The sequence below is a fragment of the Dictyobacter kobayashii genome, from assembly GCF_003967555.1.
GTDB lineage: Bacteria > Chloroflexota > Ktedonobacteria > Ktedonobacterales > Ktedonobacteraceae > Dictyobacter > Dictyobacter kobayashii.
On sequence record NZ_BIFS01000001.1, the window covers coordinates 2,508,163 to 2,525,645 of the forward strand.

Here is a 17,483-nt window from a genome sequence, read left to right on the forward strand (position 1 = left end):
TTCTCTCTTAACCTCGAGGCTGCACGGTGGGGACCTCAAAGGTATAGGTATCTCCGCGCACCAGATAATGTACACGCTCCGCCAATCTGGCTTCTTCTACCTCCGTTTGAAAGTCTCTCAATGGGGATGTGAAGACCGAGTAGTCATTGTAATGAACCGGAATAGCTGTGCGTGGATTGATTAACTCGATCATCTTGACTCCCTGCTTACCATCCATCGTCAACATAACTTTGAACAGCCTGGTGCCTCCCAGATGAAGAATAGCCAGGTCGATCTCGTGATAGCGCCGGGGGATCTCACGCAATTTGTTGTACATCAAGGTATCGCCGGTAATATAGATACTAAAGCGTGCTTGACCTGGGGATTCAAATTCGAGCATGCTACCCATCACTGGTGGTAGTAAACGATAGAGCGGCCCTGGCCCATGTTTACCCGGCATGGCGGTAATGTGCAGGCGCTGTGCACCTTTCTCCAGCGTTAAGGTCTGCCAGGTTGATAGGGGATAGATGCGATAAAAGTGCAGTTTTCTTAATGCCTCGGCAGCCTGAGGAGTTGTGGTAATCGCGACCCCTTTGTTCAGGTCACGGGCCACGCCACGGTCAAAATGATCCTCATGCATATGGGATAGTAGCACCATATCCAGCGGCGGCAATTCAGCCAGGCTGATCGCTGGATTCTGCAAGCGCTCTGCTTTGAGGCCATATCCTAGATGCACATGCTCACCACGATGTAAAAAATTAGGGTCGGTCAGAATAGTGAAGCCCGCATAACGCAATAACATTGTTGCATTACCAATAAAGAAGAGCGAACCCTGACCAGTCTGAGTTTTATCCTCTGCGCCTGGTAACACTACCGTATGCCTGAAATCCATAGCATGTCTCTTCCTTTTATGCTAATGCCGCTGTGGCAAGGGAACCTGATAAGAAACCTTACTTACCCTCATCACGTCTTGTAACTCCTGCGGGTAACATATTTTTCTCTATTCCTTATATTGTCGCCAGATTATGCAAAGAACTGAAGAGCAATAAAGACATTAGTACTAGAAAATATCTCTACATAAGTAGAGATATTGAATTGTTGTGTATAAATATATTACTGATATAAGAATGGCCTTATACCGCTCTCTTCCTGGAGATCAACACCACTATTAATGATCTCATTTGTGCCAATTAGCTCTGATGGTCCGGGCAAATATTCTTATATATCTTTATGTTTTTATTTTGTTGATTTTGTCTTCCCTGAGGAAAAAATTGTATGGAAGCACCTATGCAAGGGGAGAAAAACCAGACTGGCGCTTTTTCTCGCATTAAGCGTCCGCTGGCTTTTGTCCCGCTTACTAGTTTCGCACTTGTGGTTCTTATTATTCTGGCATATTTTTCCCCGCTTAACTTTCTCAGAAATGCTCAGGCTGCCAGTATTACCCCACTTCCCGGCATTCGTACCCATCTGACAACGAGCAGTCGTATGTCAGCCGAGGCTGATCCAAATACGCCGCTAACAATTGCGATTGGCCTGCGCATGCATAACCAGGATGGCCTGGAACAGTATGTAAAAGATACCAGCCAGACTAAAAATAAGCTTAAGCGTGCGCTCACTTCGGAGCAGTTGCTGCAGGCCTATAGCCCCTTCCCCGCTGAACAACAGGCTGTCATTGACTATATGCAGCAAAATGGTTTTACAACCACCCAGACCTTTAAGCATCGCCTGGTAGTTGGTTTCAGTGGCACCATTGGACAGGCTGAACAGGCTTTTCATATCTCGATCAATAACTATACAGCCAAAAATGGTCAGAGCTTCTACGCACCTGCGACCGATCCCCAGGTGCCTTCAACGATCGCCCCTTACATTTCAACCATTCAAGGGCTCGACAATACGGTACGTTATAGCCATGGACCAGTCGCTCCCGTGAAACCTGGCCAGCACACAGCGCTGAGCGCTAACGCGACCAGCAACGCGGTAACTTGTCCAGGCAATGAGCCTGCTGGCAAAACTCCGGTCTACTATACACCAGGCCAGATCAAGAGCGCATACAATACTACAGCGCTACAAAATACTTTTAAAGGTGATGGCCAGCATGTAGCCCTGGTGGAGTTCAGTGACTATAAGAGTGCTGATATCCAGTCTTACGCTAATTGCTTTGGTGGCAATACAGTTCCTGTCACCAGGATCAAAGCGGACCAGCAAGGTGGTAACATTGACGATGGTACAGTTGAAGCCGAGCTAGATATGGAACTGATTTTGAGTACAGCCCCTCGCCTGGCTGGCTTGCATGTCTACGAGACACAGAATACCGCGCAGGGCAACCTCTTGATGTGGGGTCAGATTATTGCTGACGCCGTTCCTGTGGTCAGCACAAGCTGGGGTATCTGTGAGGCCGATATGACCCCTTCAGATTTCCAGACTGAGAATAGTCTGTTCGCCATTGCTGCCGCCCAGGGACAAAGCATCTTTGCTGCTTCGGGCGATTCTGGTAGTAGCGGCAACTTGAATACTGGCAGCAATTGCGCGGATAGCAATTTTCACGTCCTTGATCCAGCGTCTCAGCCCTATGTAACGGGCGTTGGTGGTACTTCACTGTATATCAATAGCAATGGTACATACAATCGCGAGAGCACCTGGAACAGCCAGAATGGAGCATCTGGTGGTGGTATCAGCACCCAGTGGGCAATGCCCAGCTGGCAGCAAAATGTCACCAAATATACTCCCACTCAATCGTGCGGCAGCAGCACAGGTTATTGCCGCCAGGTACCCGATGTATCCTTAAGCGCAGATCCGAGTTATGGCTACCTGATGTATGTTAGCCCCTGTAATACCAATGGTACTTGCCCCTCGCCTAACTGGTATGATATTGGTGGCACCTCGGCAGCGGCACCTATGTTCGCGGCCTATACGGCGCTGGCTAATCAGCAATCCCTGAGCCAGGGCTACTTCAACCTTGGTTTCATGAATCCGTTGCTTTATGGCCTGGCCCAGAACCCAACTCTGTATGCCAACGACTTCCATGACATTACAACAGGAAACAATAATCTGGTTGGTGGTAGTCAATATGCGGCAACTGGTGGCTATGATCTGGCTACCGGCCTGGGTACGGTAAAAAGTGGTACGCTCTTCAGCGATCTGGTCAATCTGGCTGGTGCACAAACTGGCACACGTAAATCACCGGCAGCCACCAAGTGGTACTTCGCCGAAGGTAATGTCGGCGATGCCTTCGAGGAGTTTATCTCCATTCTAAATCCAAGTACCACCCAGACAGCCAATGTATACGTTCACTATCTCTTCCCCAAGGGTGCTCCTGCCCTTGTTATCCACCAGGTTCCACCCAGCACACGTGGTACCGTCTCAGTGATGAAAGACATCAACTATCCAGAAAACAAACCGGCTCGTACCTCGGTCTCGGTGATTGTAGAGTCTGTACCAAATAGTAATGGCGTGGCGGTGCCGATTGTGGCTGAGCGCCCGATGTACTTTAACTTTGCTAATCGTGTTTTGAGTGGTACCGACGTGATTGGCACTAATGATGCAACACAGACCAATTTCTACTTTGCCATTGGTGACACCCGACAAACCTCGGACTCCAAACAGTATTACAATACTTTTATCACCATGCTCAATCCTAGTACAACCACGACGGCGACCGTGACCGCTACTTACTACGCGAATGGGCAGGTGTTAAATACCGATACGGTCAATCTAGGACCCATGCAGCGCGGTACGCTTAATCCAGCCAGTAAGAATATTCATCAGCAGATATCGATGAAGATAACTTCAAGTATCGGTATTGTGGTTGAACGGCCAATGTACTTTGTGGATAACATCCCCACCGCTGGTGGCTCGATCTCTGGAGCGACCACAGCGGTAGCCGCCTCTGCCACTAGCAAAGATTGGCTCTTCGCTGAGGGCAATACAGGATCGACTGGATCGAAATATCAGGAAAATCTGGCTCTGGCCAATTTCACCGCTGCACCTACCAACGCACAGGTCAAATTGATCTATGACAACGGTCAGGTCCAGACCATACCGGTGACGGTTCCTGCTTACAGCCAGTATGTGGTTGATGTTAATGCGGCCCGGGCGCAATTTGGCAATGGCACAGATGGTGTTTCTATCGCTGTACACAATGATGATGGTGCCATTGTGGCAGAGCGCTTTAGCTACTTTAGCTTCAATCGAAGCCTGGCTAATGGTACAGTGAAGGTTATTACTGGAGGTGACGACGCGGTTGGTGAAGCCAATGCGACCGGTCATACCGCGTATTCCTTCGCCGAAGGCTATACAATAGATCCCAATTATGAACAGCTGACCCTGTTCAATCCTGATGCCAATAACACAATCCATGTTGCTGTAACGATCTATGCCCACAATACTGTGGTACAAAAAACTGTGGAGATGAAGCCGCTTAAACGTACTATTATCAATATCAATGATATTGTGGTACCGATGGCGCAGGCCTATCCTATGTCTGGTGGGGCGTATAATGTCTCTATGAGTGTACAGGGCCTTGATGGTCATGTGGTTGCGGAACGTGTTTATTACTTTGTCTCTGGTAATGTCTCTCATGGTGGTACTACCATGTTCGGCTACACCAATGATTCTTTCATCTAGTAAAAGAGTGTAGGTTTTGAAGAGGTTTCTATCCCATGGCATGGGATAGAAACCTCTTTTTTTAGCTGGCGGGCGTGCGCATCCGCGCCCGAGCCTTGTTTTTATATGTTGTGGCAAATGTGCAGCGCACATTTGCCACAACATATAAAAACAATTTTCATCCTGGCTACCCAAACATCTTTGCTGCTTTTATCAGGTGCTCCGGCATATGGGCGGCATACATTTGCCATATCCTATTAAAACGGGAGTGGTATCCGAGGCTCTCAAACTTCCTTGCTGGTGGTGGTTTTATAGGTGTGGTAACATGGGCTCCGCCCCATGTTACCACACCTTAAACCGGTTCGGGCGCGGATGCGCACGTACACACATGGTGGCAAACGTCCCCCACACTCCTCAAATTCTCTTTAATATAAAGATCAGAAAAGCTTGCACTCGAATAGAGTGACAAATATTGTATACTGGCAGCAAGATAGTAGTAAAAGGTAGAGTTAAATAAAACCGCTCCGACTAGAGAAAGAAAATAAAGATGCAGTATATTGATGCTACTACTATTCAACTCGAAGCACTTTTTTTGTCGCTCCCCGATGGTGTCATTATTAAAAACCTCGCGGGTAAGATTCAACGTATCAATCCGGCTGCTCAAGACCTTTTTGAATTGGCTTCAGAAAACAAATATCAGGGTATGCCTTTTGAACAATTTATAAATCAATACCATCCACACGAGATTAAGCTTTTTCCTTCCCATAAGATGAAACAAGATCCCAGTGAAGACAAAAAAAAGCGCCCACAGCTGATGCTACCTCTACCAAACGTACTGAGATTATGAAGGTGCCATCCGGGCGCTATATCTGTGTCGATGTAACCTGTACACCACTAAAGGACAATCAGCAGCATCCTCTTGGAAGTATATGCCTTTTTCATGACATGACCGCACTATACCAGGCGGAACTTAATACACATCAGGCCAATAAAGCCATTTTCACTTTGATCAAAGCCATTTCGAATATTCACGATTCCATCTATCCATCTTCAAATGAAGATACTCTGTTGCTACCAACTTCAATCAGTAATATTGGTAAACAGCTGACCGATTTAATTAGCCAGTTACTACAGACGCCGGCGGTCTTGCTGATTTCTTTCAAGCCACCCGACCAGAAAATATATTATGTAGCGATCAGTGGATTGCCCTCCCAATTAGCCCAGCTGCGCCAACAAAATAATGGACGCTATACGCTTTCAGATTTTTTGGATCCACCTGAAATCGAAAAATTGCAGCAACATGAGGTTGTCTGCGTCGACCGCTCAGTTCAACGCAGTCCTTTTCCTATAAATAGTACGAACTCCACACACTTTCTCTGGGTGCCCCTGATTACACAGAACCAGCTAACCGGTGTGATGATTATTGGTCGTGTCGAGCCCTGCACACAAGAAGAGATAGAGCTAGTCAAGGCTGTAGCCACCCTGACAACATTGATCATTGAATGTGTCAAAATCTTTGCTACCCTCAAAGGACCCGAGAACGAGGGTATTGTTCTGAAAGAGACGAATGCGATCATTAACGAATTTCTGAACCTGGCCAGCCATGAGTTTCGCACACCATTAACTGTGACCATGGGGAATATCCAGCTGGCGCTACGTCGCCTTGAGAAACTGCGCAGCCAGATAGCCGGTGGATCAGAAGAGCTGAACCGTGGCATTGAACGTATCCAGAATCCGTTGGAATATGCTTCACAGAGCGCACAAATCCATGAGCGTATGATTAGCAATATTATTGATGATTCGAGGCTACAGGCGAATGAATTAGAGTTGCACGTGAAACGTTGCAACCTGAGCGAGCTGATACGTGAGCTTGTCACAAAATATCAACAACACAACCCCGACCGCACTATTGAGCTACAGAGCGATCCTGGCGTCGAGCAGATCGAAGTTATTGCCGATGCCAATCGTATCAAGCAAGTCATGCATATTTTTATAACTAATGCGCTGCAATATTCTCCGCGCCAGAAACCTGTTTCGGTCAGGGTCAGCAAAGATGAGCAACATGCTTATGTATATGTTCATGATGATGGGCTCGATATCGCGCCTGAGGATCAAAAACACATCTGGGAACGCTTTTATCGCGCCAAAGGCACGGCGGTCCAGAATGAGCTGGATTTAAGCCTGGGCTTGAGCCTTTATCTGTGCCATGCACTGATCCAGCTTCATCATGGTGAAGTTGGTATTGAGAGTGCGCCAGGCCAGGGAAAAACCTTCTGGTTCTCGCTCCCACTGGCCCCTCCTGAATAGTTGCGCGCTTTAATGCTTCTATTAGTTCTGCAATGCCGGGATAGAGGCGATCAAACCGGCCAGTAATGCGATACGTTGTGAGATTGGTGCAAGGAGGACATATTCTTCATCGGTATGAGCTCCTCCGCCAATGGCGCCCAGCCCATCAATCGAAGGGCAGCCTACGATGGCCGTGTTACAACAATCCGAGGCTCCCCCTCTAGTTTCGGGATCAAATGGTACATGGAGGATTTGTTCGGCGATAAGTTGTACTTGCCCAGCCAGGGCCAGACTCCGTTCGGTCGCGACCATCGGCTGCATTGAGTCAGGTACGGGCGTCAATGTCAGTTCAACGCCAGGCACGAGCTGTTGCTGCAGTAATTCTCGCCAGCGTGCCTCGGCCGCGCGGCGATCTTCTGGCTGTAAGAAGCGCAGGTCAAAGACGATCTCAGCATAATCCGAGACTATGTTAGCGCGCGAGCCGCCTTTGATCGGTCCGGCGTTGATCGTTAACCCCTCACGCCAACCCATAAAACTCTGGGCCTGCACTATCTGATGCGCCAATTCGACTACGGCATTGCGACCACGCTCAGGATTACTGCCGGCATGGGCCGCCTGTCCTTTGGCGCTCAACCGATAATGGGTACAGCCCTTACGCCTCGTCACTACGTTGCCGATTGAGCGTGCCCCTTCCAGGCCAATCACAAAGGGTTTTCCCTGGGCCAATTCACGAATAAGTCCCACATGGTAACGGGCAAAAATTTCTTCATCCGGTACCGATAAAAATGTAATTTTTGAAAAAGCTTGATAGTTATGCTTTCGTAATAGTTCTAAAGCATAAATACCCTGCAACAGACCTGCCTTCATATCAACCGTACCGGGAGCATAGAGCTTTTCAACCTCCAGGCGCGTATGCGCGCTGGCCGAACCAACAGGATGTACGGTATCATGATGGCCAATCAATAGACAGGCAGGGGCGGTCGGATCACTACCACCCATCGTACCAACGACAGCATTGCCACGCGGATGTGTTATAATCGATGCACGCATCCCCACACTGCGCAATAGCAGCCCCAGTTGTTCAGCCATCTTATTAAGTCCCGCACTATCCTCCGACGGCGAATCGATCATACATAACTTTTGCAAATCTTGCATAAAACGCGGCATGGCCTCTTCTACATAGGTAACCCCATCCTCCACCAACGTCGAAATTGCCTTATTATCTAACTGTGGCTTATTCTGCATATCTACCGTAAAACTATCGTGACCCTGTTCTGGATGCGACATACAAACCTCTATTCCACTCATTACCAGGCATACAGGCATGCCTGCCTATTCCTGGGACGCGCATCATATCTATGATAGTATAACGTGGATGCCAGGGACAACGCTACGGCAATCGGGGTAAACCTGGCATAGGTGGAGCACCCACAAGCATTTTTTTGAGTAGCCTGGCAGCACTATAGCGCTGAGAACTGTCACGCACAAAGATACGCACAATCGGATGGTCGAAAATGGAGAAGCTGGGGTCAGAGGCGCTATCATTCAAGGTAATACCCAAAAGATGGGGATAGTCCTCAAACTGTGCGGCCAGGTGGAAACCTAGCTGGCCTTGAAAGAGCAGATGATAATAGTGGCCGGTGATAGGATAATACTGGGGCAGGTGGAAAACTGGTTGGTCCCAGCGATCTGATGACAGCACGATCACATCACTGCTGGCCAACGCCTCGGCCAGAAATTGAAGCTTCTCAGGATTATCATAATCTGACATATTCAGCCCGGGCTCTGCCAGGTGAAAGACTTGCCCGGCATCACGACCATTAACAGCTACCGGGATGATGGCATCTTGCTGCTCATATGCTATGGTGCTACCAGGCTTGAGATGATCAAACATCCATTGGGATGCCTGGATCAGTGTGTTGGGCTGGCTGTAAATATTGACCATCGCCAGCCCTTGAAAACTAGTGGCCAGCAATACCAGGGTGCTTAAAACATAGGTAAGGCGTACTGGATAGGTACGAACATAAAATACTCTTACCTTGCCAGAGACGGCAAAGGCCGTCAGGCCTGCCGCAGCCGCCACGATCAACGCGGGATAGAGCGGCAACATATAGCGCACAAACTTTACATAGAAGCTACCTGTAATCCCACCATAGATCAATAACCAGGACAACACTATCAACCATGGCCCTGCCTGTCTTTTTCCAACACGCCAGCCTAACCAGAGCAGGCTTGCGCCAGCGCTCAAGGTCAACAACGGTCCCAGACCCCATAGAAAGATATTCTGGAGCTCATAGAGATAAGGCGTTGTGTAGCTAAATTGGAGTGTATAAGGCATGATAAATTTGCCCAGGGACATATTGCCCTGTTCCGCGACCTGGCTAAAAAAGTTATGCCAGTCCAGCAGGGCATATGGCATCACAAGTACAAAGGTCACGCAGGTACTGATGGCCGCCACGCCTAATGCGAACAGGGCGACACGGTTGCGCTCACGCCACCAGCGTAACAGGGCCGCCATCAGTACTGGTATTGCCAATGGCGCAGCACTGGATTTAACTGCCAGTGCCAGCCCATATCCTATCCCGATCAGAAGCGCTATACATAGCGGAGCCCTGGCATCAACCAGCATTACACAACCCAACAATGTCAGCATTATAAAGAAGAGGAGCATGACATCCACCGTGCAATAATGAGATTGCTGCAATTGGAGCGGCGAAAAGGTTACTAGCGTTGCCGCCAGCAGGGCCACCATCCACGGGGAAGCATAGTATGTGTATCATATTTGCATAGGCGAAATGCTAACATGGCCGTTAATAAAATAGTGCCGCTATCCAGCACTGCTGAGATTACACGCCCGAGCAGATTGAGATGGGCATAGGTAAAGAAAGCGGGAGAGAAGATGGCGATGGCATGTCCAAGCAAGGCAAGTAGGTAGATGGGAAGCGAACCGTAGGCAAAGAAATGGGGATTGAGTGGAGAGTGGACAGGATCGAAAAACTGCGCCGGACTCTGGGGCCATGCTACGTTTGAAGCATAGAATACAATATAGGGTTCATCAGGATGGAACCTGTTCCCCTGGTCCCAATTCAATCCGTATAACCTGAGCAGTAGTCCTACCCCAACCAGTATGCCCAGCATCAATGGCTGCCAGTAACGAATATGCTTTTTTATCTTAGTGGTTGCAGTTTCTATCGATACAGCGGCTTCCATTGACTCACTTCCTCCACACCACATAGCCACCTATTTTATGCTTCTAAACAGCCCGCCATGCTAGTTGTGTCATCATACAATTTCTTCTTTATTAAAGTATAAATTGCCTATGAAATGCAGTAACAAGAAAAAGTCACCTGTGACCGACTCCATTTATCAGTTATATCCTCAAAAAAAGCGCATCAAGACTCTTTTTGCTCGCTGACGCTGGCGGTCAGTCCATTGGTGATAAATTCCATAATTGAGTCAAAGACGCTGGCTGGCAGCTCGCCTCGATACTCCTCTGAGCCACCCTCTGGCGGCCAGATTAACCAGCGCAAGGCGATAAAATGTCCTATGCCCATCAAAGTATAGGCGATAGCTTCTGGATTTAGCTGGCGGATGCTGCCTTCATTCATAGCCTCTTGTAAGCCACGAATATAGCCCTGGCTGATCTTATAATAATAGGCATAAAACGCTTCCGGGGCCACGCGCTCCGCTTCCTGCACAATACTATAAATGCGCCGATGGCTGGCAACAAACTGGAAGAAGGCCTGGAAACCACGCCTCTCAATCTCAATACGATTGGAAGCGCCAGCGATAGCGGCTCGCATATCCGCCCGCAGCCGCTCACCAATATCTCTGACCAGCTCTTCAAAAATGGTGCGTTTACTATGAAAATAAATATAATAGGTACCCTGGGCCACACCAGCACGCCTGGTAATTTCTGAGATACTGGCCTCGTAATACCCAAGTTCGCCAAAGACTTCTTCGGCGGCATCTAGAATCTTACGGCGCGTGGCTTCCCCACGCGCCGTGACTGGCATCAGGGTATTCTCAGTTTCATGGCCTCTGCTCACTGACTGTTTTTCTTTCTCGCCGGTCCCCTGCTCCGCCTGGTCTCTGGTCGACATAGCTCTATTCTTTCTACTAGTAGCATGCTGGCTTCGCTTCTATATAATTTATAGCAGGATAAGCTGAATTGCCGCCTGGTCTGGCTTTATTATACACATCAGAGGGCTGATGTTCCACTTGACTTTTGATCACTCTAACTCATACTACAAGCAATATGATATGTGACCCATGTGTCATATTTTATCCATTATTATATTATACTATACCCCCACAGAAATCAACTTCCTGGCTATCACCCATAAATTCCACTTTCAGCTGGCCGTTCGGGGGCAAATGAAATATTGAAAAAACCTATCAGAATTAACAAGAACAGTAGAAGATTCGGCTAATTTCTTATACAATATGAGATAGAAAGAACAATGTAGTTCGACACGGAGGTGGCCCATGACATTCATTACTCTTGGCGAATGGTTGGCCCGGCGTGAACTTCTAAGTCCCAATAAAGTAGGTCTGATCGATGACGAGACCGGAGCGCGCTTTACCTATCGGGCACTCAACCTGCGTGCGCGCGCTTTAGCCGCCTACCTACAACAAAACTATCATCTTCGCCAGGGTGAACGCGTAGCCATACTGGCCTTCAACGCGCCTGAGTATCTGGACGCCTTCTTCGCCTGTGCCCTACTAGGGGCAATACTGGTGCCCCTCAACTGGCGTTTAACCATGCGTGAGTTAGGCATCATCCTCAATGACTGTCAGCCGGTATTACTCCTTTACGACTCTGGCCATGCAGAACTGGCCACGACCCTCCAGCATACATGGCAACCACAGTCATTGCTTGCCTTTCACGATTTCCCCGGCGAGCAGGCGCTGCTGGCGGATCAGGTCCAGCCTTTCACCACCACCGATGGCGAGGAAACGGCACTCATTCTGTATACGTCAGGTACCACAGGCATGCCCAAGGGAGTGATGCTCTCACAGCGCATGATTACCTGGAATGCCATCAATACCCAGATTAGCTGGGGGCTACGTGAGACGGATATCGCGCCTACTTTCGCGCCATTTTTCCATGCCGGTGGACTCAATGTGCTGACGACACCCCTTTATCATCTAGGTGGAACGGTCGTGCTATTAAATAATTCAGCGCCCCAGACTGTTTTGTCTGCCATCGAGAGGGAGCTCTGCACGGTTGTTTTTGCGGTCCCCACGGTTTTTCAAAGTATGTTGGAGCATGCTAATTTTGCCAGCACTGATTTTTCTTCGCTGCGCTTCTTTATCGCTGGTGGCTCGCCATGTCCCCTGCGCCTGATTGCTGGCTATGCTGAACAAGGCCTGGGATTTCGTCAGGGCTATGGACTGACTGAAGTAGGGGTAAACTGTTTTAGCCTGGCACCCGAGCATGCTCTAAGCAAAGCTGGCTCGGTCGGCCATCCCATTTTTCATTCGCGGGCCCGTATCGTTGATGAACTTGATCGCGATGTAGCGGTCGGCGAGGTGGGCGAGCTGATTCTGGCCGGCCCGCATGTCTGCTCAGGCTACTGGCATAAACCAGAGGCCACGGCCGAAGCCAGGCGCGGCGGCTGGTGGCACACCGGAGACCAGGCACGCTGCGATACAGAGGGCTTTTATTACATCGTTGGGCGCAAAAAAGATATGTTTATCTCTGGCGGCGAGAACATATATCCCGCCGAGGTTGAAAGCGTCATCGTTACCCATCCCCAAGTGCTGGAGGTGGCCGTTATCCCCCAGCCCGACGCTCGTTGGGGCGAGGTTGGACTGGCGATAATCGTGCCGCGTGTTCCAGGCAGTTTGAACGCGCAAGAGATCCTCGACTTCTGCCAGGGAAAACTTGCTCGCTACAAACTTCCTCGCGCCGTGCGTTTCGTGGAGGCTCTACCCCGCAATATGATGGGCAAGATCATGAAAGCAGAACTGGTCAAAGCATTTCAACAGACAGTATAATGGGTTCTCCATCCTTCTGAGGGAAGAATGGAGAGGGGTGGGTGGCGAGGGCTGGGGCTGCTGCCCCTGCACCCCGCTTTCCCCTTCGCACCTGCGGTGCTCAATATTACTTTAATAGTGTGGTGGAGGAAATGCGCTGCAGCACATTTCCTCCACCACACTATTAAAAACTGCTCGGGCGAGTTAGCACACGTCCGCAGAAGAGTGCGTTATTAGTGCGCGGTCCAGCCACAATCGATGGTTTGAGCGCTTCCGGTAATACCACCGGCGGCATCGCTACACAGATAGGTGACCAGTTGAGCAACTTCAGCGGGCTCCAACAAACGCTTGATGGCCCCTTCGGTCACCATGATCTTCTCGACCACTTCGTTCTCCGGGATGCCATGGATCTTTGCCTGGGCGGCGATCTGTTTCTCGACCAGTGGGGTGCGTACATAGGATGGGCAGATGGCGTTACAGGTTACGCCATGCTCAGCCGCCTCCAGTGCAGTGACACGCGTTAAACCGAGCAGACCATGCTTGGCTGTGACATAGGCCGATTTAAAAGCGGAGGCTCGTAGCGCATGGACGGAAGCGATATTGATGATGCGACCCCAGTTACGCTTGTACATATCGGGTAATACGGCCTGCGTCAGAAGGAAGGGGGCGGTAAGCATAATCTCAATAATCTGGCGCCATTTCTCTTCTGGAAAATCAACAATTGGTGCCACGTGCTGAATGCCCGCATTATTTACCAGGATATCCACCTGCCCCTCAGCCTCGATGGTGCTGGCAACCAGTGTGCGCACATCTTCTGGCTTTGTCATATCTGCGGCCTGGAAGCGGGCCCCCTCTAACTCTGCGGTGGCTGCCCGGCCACCATCAACATCTACATCTGAAAGGGTGACCCGCACACCCTGGGCCGCCAGATCCTGGGCAACCGCCAGGCCGATACCAGAGGCTGCTCCGGTAACAATAGCTACTTTGCCATTAAAGTTACTCATAACAACAAAGACTCCTTTACACTGGTATTAAATATGTATATGTATATATTTAGCCACCCATGTACAGTTCTTGTACAGCCGAATTGGCAGTCAACGTCGTTGCCTCTCCATTAAGCACAATACTGCCGCCCTGTAAGATATAGGCGCTATGCGCAACATCGAGGGCCTGGTGGGCATTCTGTTCGACCAGTACGATAGTCAAACCTTCTTCACGATTCAGCTGCTCAATGACTTCAAATACGGTTTCAACGATGATGGGGGCCAGGCCATGCGAAGGCTCATCCAGCAATAGCAGGCGCGGATGTGACATCAAGGCCCGCCCGATGGCCAGCATCTGGCCCTCCCCTCCACTCAAGCTGGCGGCGTGAGCATGTAAACGCGTCTTCAAGCGTGGGAAACGCTCCAGCATACGTTCAATATCGTGCTCAATCTCAGCATGTGAATGGCGCGTATAGGCCCCCATCAACAGATTTTCGCGTACCGTGAGTGAGCCGAACAGGTCGCGCCCCTCGGGTACCAGGGCCAATCCTTCGCGTAAGCGTCTTTCAGCCGAGAGGCGTCCCAGTGGCTTACCAGCCAGCTCGACACTGCCAGATTTGATGGGGATAAGTCCACTGAGCGCGCGCATAAGGGTGGTTTTACCTGCTCCATTGGACCCTAGAATAGCGACGATAGCCCCCTGCGGTACCTCAAAAGATATGCCATGAAGCACTTCAAGTGAGCCATAGCCGGCGTGTAACTGCTCAACCTTCAACATGCGATACCCCCTGAGATGCTTGTTCCTGCTGCGCTTTTTTGCTGGCTCCACGTCCCAGATAGGCCTCCAGCACGGCAGGATTGCTCAAGACGGTTGCGGGCTCACCCTCGGCCAGCTTGCGGCCATAATCCAGCACACAGACACGATCCGCGACAGCCTGTACCAATCGCATGTTGTGCTCGATTAAGAGCAGGGTAGTGCCCAATTCTTTTTGCCAGAAGCGCAAGCGGGTAGCCAGTTCCTGTACCTCCTGAGGCGGTACACCGGCGGCTGGCTCATCCAGGAGCACCAGGCGCGGATGCAGCACCAGGGCACGCGCCACACCAATCAGTTTTTGGGCCCCAAATGGCAAGGAACCTGCGCTACGCAGGGCATAGCCTTCCAGCCCAAGCAGGGTCAGCGTCTCCATGGCATGCTGGCGCGCACTGGCATCTTCGCGCTTGCTGCGCCCGAAAGGAAGAATGCCCGATAGGATACCTGCATGTAAGCGCGTATGCTGGGCGGCCAATAAATTATCCAGCACGCTCATGCTGCTAAACAGCTGTAGCTGTTGGAAGGTGCGACCAATGCCAAGGGCGGCTCGTTTGTGGGCCGCCAATGGCAACAATTCCTGGCCCGCGAAACGAATATCACCAGCCGCCGGCTTGATCAGTCCACTGATACAGTTAAGCACAGTGGTTTTGCCGGCGCCATTTGGGCCAACCAGGGCAAAGATCTCGCCCTCAGCAATTTGCAGATCCAGCTCATTGATCGCTACCAGACCACCAAAACGCACCGTCAGATTATGAATTTCCAGCAATGGATTGACTTGCATCGCCTCAGTCATTCGCGTCCCTCCCCTCTATGGTTGCGTTGTAGCAAGCTGCCAACGCGTGTCCCCAGGCTACTTAGTCCACTGGGAAAGAAGATCAAGACGAGCAATAACAATAACCCGTAGATACCTGTAAGCAGGGTCGAGATCTGCAATTGGAACGAACCAATCGTCAAGGGACTGGGCAATTGTCCCAATAACAGAGGCAGGAAGCCAACAAAGATAGCGCCCAGGATCGAGCCGGTCAACGAGCCCAGTCCACCCACGACAATCATGGCCAGGAAAGCGATGGTCTGGTCCACGCTGGACATGCTGGAAGAGGCGGTGGTAGCCCAGGTGGCATACAGGGAGCCCGCCAGCCCGGTCATGGCGGCACTGATCACAAATGCCTGTAGTTTATATTTCGTTAAATTGATCCCGAATGCCTCGGCCGCCGTTTCGTTATCGCGAATCGCCACCCAGGCGCGCCCAACCCGCGAATGGAGCAGATGATAGCTCAGGAAGAGCAAGATAACCACGATGGCGAAGACGAAATAATAAAGTGTATGATCCTCATTCAAAAAATCTGGCAGGTTGCTCAGATCATAGTTCTGGCGTCCAGCCGTAGTATCCCAAAAATTCAGCAGGGCGCCAACCGTGGTTACCAGCCCCAGCGTAGCTACGGCCAGGTGGGCACCGGAGATACGTAGAGCAGGGGCTCCCACCACCAGGCCCAGCAGGGCTGAGACAAGGACTGCCACCAGGATACCAACCCAGTAGGGCTGACCGAGGTCGCTGCTCAGCCAGGTAAGCATATAGGCACTTACCCCGAAGAAAGCGGCATTGCCTAGCGCAGGTTGGGCAGCATAGCCAGTCAGGATATTCTGGGCCAGGGCCGCCAGGATAAAGATGCCGATCAGTGAGAGGTGGTGCAATTGAAAACCAGAACTGAAACCAAAGATCTGATCATAGAGTGTGGGCAGTAGGATCAATACGAGGAGGCCAATGATACTGGCCAGCCAGCCACGCTGCCGCGAGAGGCGCGCGATCAGACCATTCTCCCTCGGCGGCTCTGGCTGCGCCGCCACTACTGGCGCTATCTCCTGATCCATTGCCGGCTTCTGTGTCATAGCTGCAACTCCTTTGCTACACACGCCGCAGCAGCGCACTACCGCGCAACCCCTGTGGTCTAATCAGTAGCACAATGACAAAACCTACAAAGATCAATGTATCGCGGATGGCAGGATTGCTGATATCTAATGATCCAAGCATATGTCCGGCCAGTAAGTAGGCCAGCAGGTTGCTGACCAGGCCAACCAGCATGCCACCGATAAGGGCGCCTGGCAGGCTATCCAGCCCTCCGAGCACGGCGCCAATAAAAGCCGGTAGTAGAATGGGATCCATAAATTGCACATTGATCAGGTTGCTCTGGCCCGCCAGCAAGATACCACAGACCGCCGCCAGCAATGAGCTCAAGACCCAGACCAGCATGAAGATACCTCCCACGGAGGCTCCCATCAGGCGCGTTGCGGAGATGCTATCAGACATTGCGCGCATGGCGATACCCAGCCGGGTGTGCATCAGAAAGAGGTTCAATCCCAGCATTAAGGCTGCGGTTACCACCAGAATGATGATAGAGATGGCTGAAATATACAGCCCTCCCACGTGCATAGCCTGGCCTTCAAATGGCGTAGAAAAATGCTGCACCTCGGCCAGCTGCGGCCAGATGGCCTGGGTGACCGTTTCCAGTACCAGGGCCAGGGCCAGCGTGGCAATGGCTTTGGTGAAAACCGGCGCATGCAAGACGGGTCGCGCAAAGCCCCGCTCCAGTACGATTCCCAGCAGTGGTGCAAATAATAGTGTGAGGAATAAAGCTAACCAGAAATTGAGTCGCGGTCCGGTCAATAAAATATACATAAAACAGGCACACAGGGCAGCGATAGCTCCATAAGCAAAGTTTAGCACCCCCGTGGTGCGATAGATCAAAACGATACCCAGCGTTAATAATCCATACAGGCTGCCTGTGACCAGTCCCGCTATGACGACTTGCAAAAATGCGACCATTGCATCTGCCTCCGCCCTG

General features: G+C 50.7%; 14 protein-coding genes. 4 read left to right on the forward strand and 10 right to left on the reverse strand.

What is annotated here, in order from left to right; all coding sequences use genetic code 11:
- Positions 1-7: 7 nt before the first annotated feature.
- A complete protein-coding gene (locus EL645_RS10975; RefSeq protein ID WP_126550057.1) occupies positions 8-871 on the reverse strand; it encodes an MBL fold metallo-hydrolase in 864 nt (287 codons plus the stop codon).
- Between the two features lie 383 nt (positions 872-1,254).
- On the opposite strand from EL645_RS10975, the gene EL645_RS10980 reads away from it, so the two are divergent.
- The 3 genes from EL645_RS10980 to EL645_RS10990 all read left to right on the forward strand — a co-directional run bounded on the left by EL645_RS10980 (position 1,255) and on the right by EL645_RS10990 (position 6,888).
- Complete coding sequence (locus tag EL645_RS10980; RefSeq protein ID WP_126550058.1) at positions 1,255-4,602, forward strand: S53 family peptidase; 3,348 nt, start codon at positions 1,255-1,257, stop codon at positions 4,600-4,602.
- A gap of 526 nt (positions 4,603-5,128) precedes the next feature.
- Positions 5,129-5,428 carry a PAS domain-containing protein gene (locus tag EL645_RS10985; protein WP_126550059.1) on the forward strand — a complete coding sequence of 100 codons (300 nt, stop codon included), beginning with the start codon at positions 5,129-5,131 and terminating at the stop codon, positions 5,426-5,428.
- Positions 5,425-6,888 carry a GAF domain-containing sensor histidine kinase gene (locus tag EL645_RS10990; RefSeq protein ID WP_126550060.1) on the forward strand — a complete coding sequence of 488 codons (1,464 nt, stop codon included), beginning with the start codon at positions 5,425-5,427 and terminating at the stop codon, positions 6,886-6,888. The genes EL645_RS10985 and EL645_RS10990 overlap by 4 nt, the downstream gene beginning before the upstream one ends.
- 21 nt (positions 6,889-6,909) lie before the next feature.
- On the opposite strand, the gene EL645_RS10995 is transcribed toward EL645_RS10990, so the two are convergent.
- The 4 genes from EL645_RS10995 to EL645_RS11010 form a co-directional block, all read right to left on the reverse strand.
- On the reverse strand, positions 6,910-8,154 hold the full coding sequence (locus EL645_RS10995) for a M20/M25/M40 family metallo-hydrolase (protein WP_161977294.1): 1,245 nt from the start codon (positions 8,152-8,154) through the stop codon (positions 6,910-6,912).
- 103 nt (positions 8,155-8,257) lie between these two features.
- Entirely contained in the window at positions 8,258-9,619 is a 1,362-nt protein-coding gene (locus EL645_RS11000; protein ID WP_126550062.1) for a phospholipid carrier-dependent glycosyltransferase, read from the reverse strand.
- Entirely contained in the window at positions 9,592-10,077 is a 486-nt protein-coding gene (locus tag EL645_RS11005) for a hypothetical protein (RefSeq protein ID WP_126550063.1), read from the reverse strand. Before EL645_RS11005 ends, EL645_RS11000 begins: the two co-directional genes overlap by 28 nt.
- Before the next feature lie 182 nt (positions 10,078-10,259).
- Positions 10,260-10,970: a TetR/AcrR family transcriptional regulator gene (locus tag EL645_RS11010; RefSeq protein ID WP_218031814.1), complete on the reverse strand. Its 711-nt coding sequence runs from the start codon at positions 10,968-10,970 to the stop codon at positions 10,260-10,262.
- A 385-nt stretch (positions 10,971-11,355) separates the two neighbouring features.
- Here EL645_RS11010 and EL645_RS11015 point away from each other — a divergent pair, with 385 nt between their 5' ends.
- Positions 11,356-12,870: an acyl-CoA synthetase gene (locus EL645_RS11015; protein WP_126550064.1), complete on the forward strand. Its 1,515-nt coding sequence runs from the start codon at positions 11,356-11,358 to the stop codon at positions 12,868-12,870.
- 212 nt (positions 12,871-13,082) lie between these two features.
- Here the strand turns inward: EL645_RS11015 and EL645_RS11020 are convergent, their stop codons facing one another.
- From EL645_RS11020 to EL645_RS11040, 5 genes are read right to left on the reverse strand one after another with little or no spacing between them, the layout of a single operon-like run.
- Entirely contained in the window at positions 13,083-13,853 is a 771-nt protein-coding gene (locus EL645_RS11020) for a 3-hydroxybutyrate dehydrogenase (protein WP_126550065.1), read from the reverse strand.
- A gap of 49 nt (positions 13,854-13,902) precedes the next feature.
- Positions 13,903-14,610, reverse strand: a complete 708-nt coding sequence (locus EL645_RS11025) for an ABC transporter ATP-binding protein (RefSeq protein ID WP_126550066.1) — start codon at positions 14,608-14,610, stop codon at positions 13,903-13,905.
- Positions 14,597-15,436 (reverse strand): ABC transporter ATP-binding protein, encoded by an 840-nt coding sequence (locus EL645_RS11030; RefSeq protein WP_126550067.1) that lies wholly within the window; start codon positions 15,434-15,436, stop codon positions 14,597-14,599. Before EL645_RS11030 ends, EL645_RS11025 begins: the two co-directional genes overlap by 14 nt.
- Positions 15,433-16,530, reverse strand: coding sequence for a branched-chain amino acid ABC transporter permease (locus tag EL645_RS11035; RefSeq protein ID WP_126550068.1), 1,098 nt, complete (start codon positions 16,528-16,530; stop codon positions 15,433-15,435). Before EL645_RS11035 ends, EL645_RS11030 begins: the two co-directional genes overlap by 4 nt.
- Before the next feature lie 16 nt (positions 16,531-16,546).
- Positions 16,547-17,464, reverse strand: a complete 918-nt coding sequence (locus tag EL645_RS11040) for a branched-chain amino acid ABC transporter permease (protein ID WP_126550069.1) — start codon at positions 17,462-17,464, stop codon at positions 16,547-16,549.
- Positions 17,465-17,483: the final 19 nt, after the last annotated feature.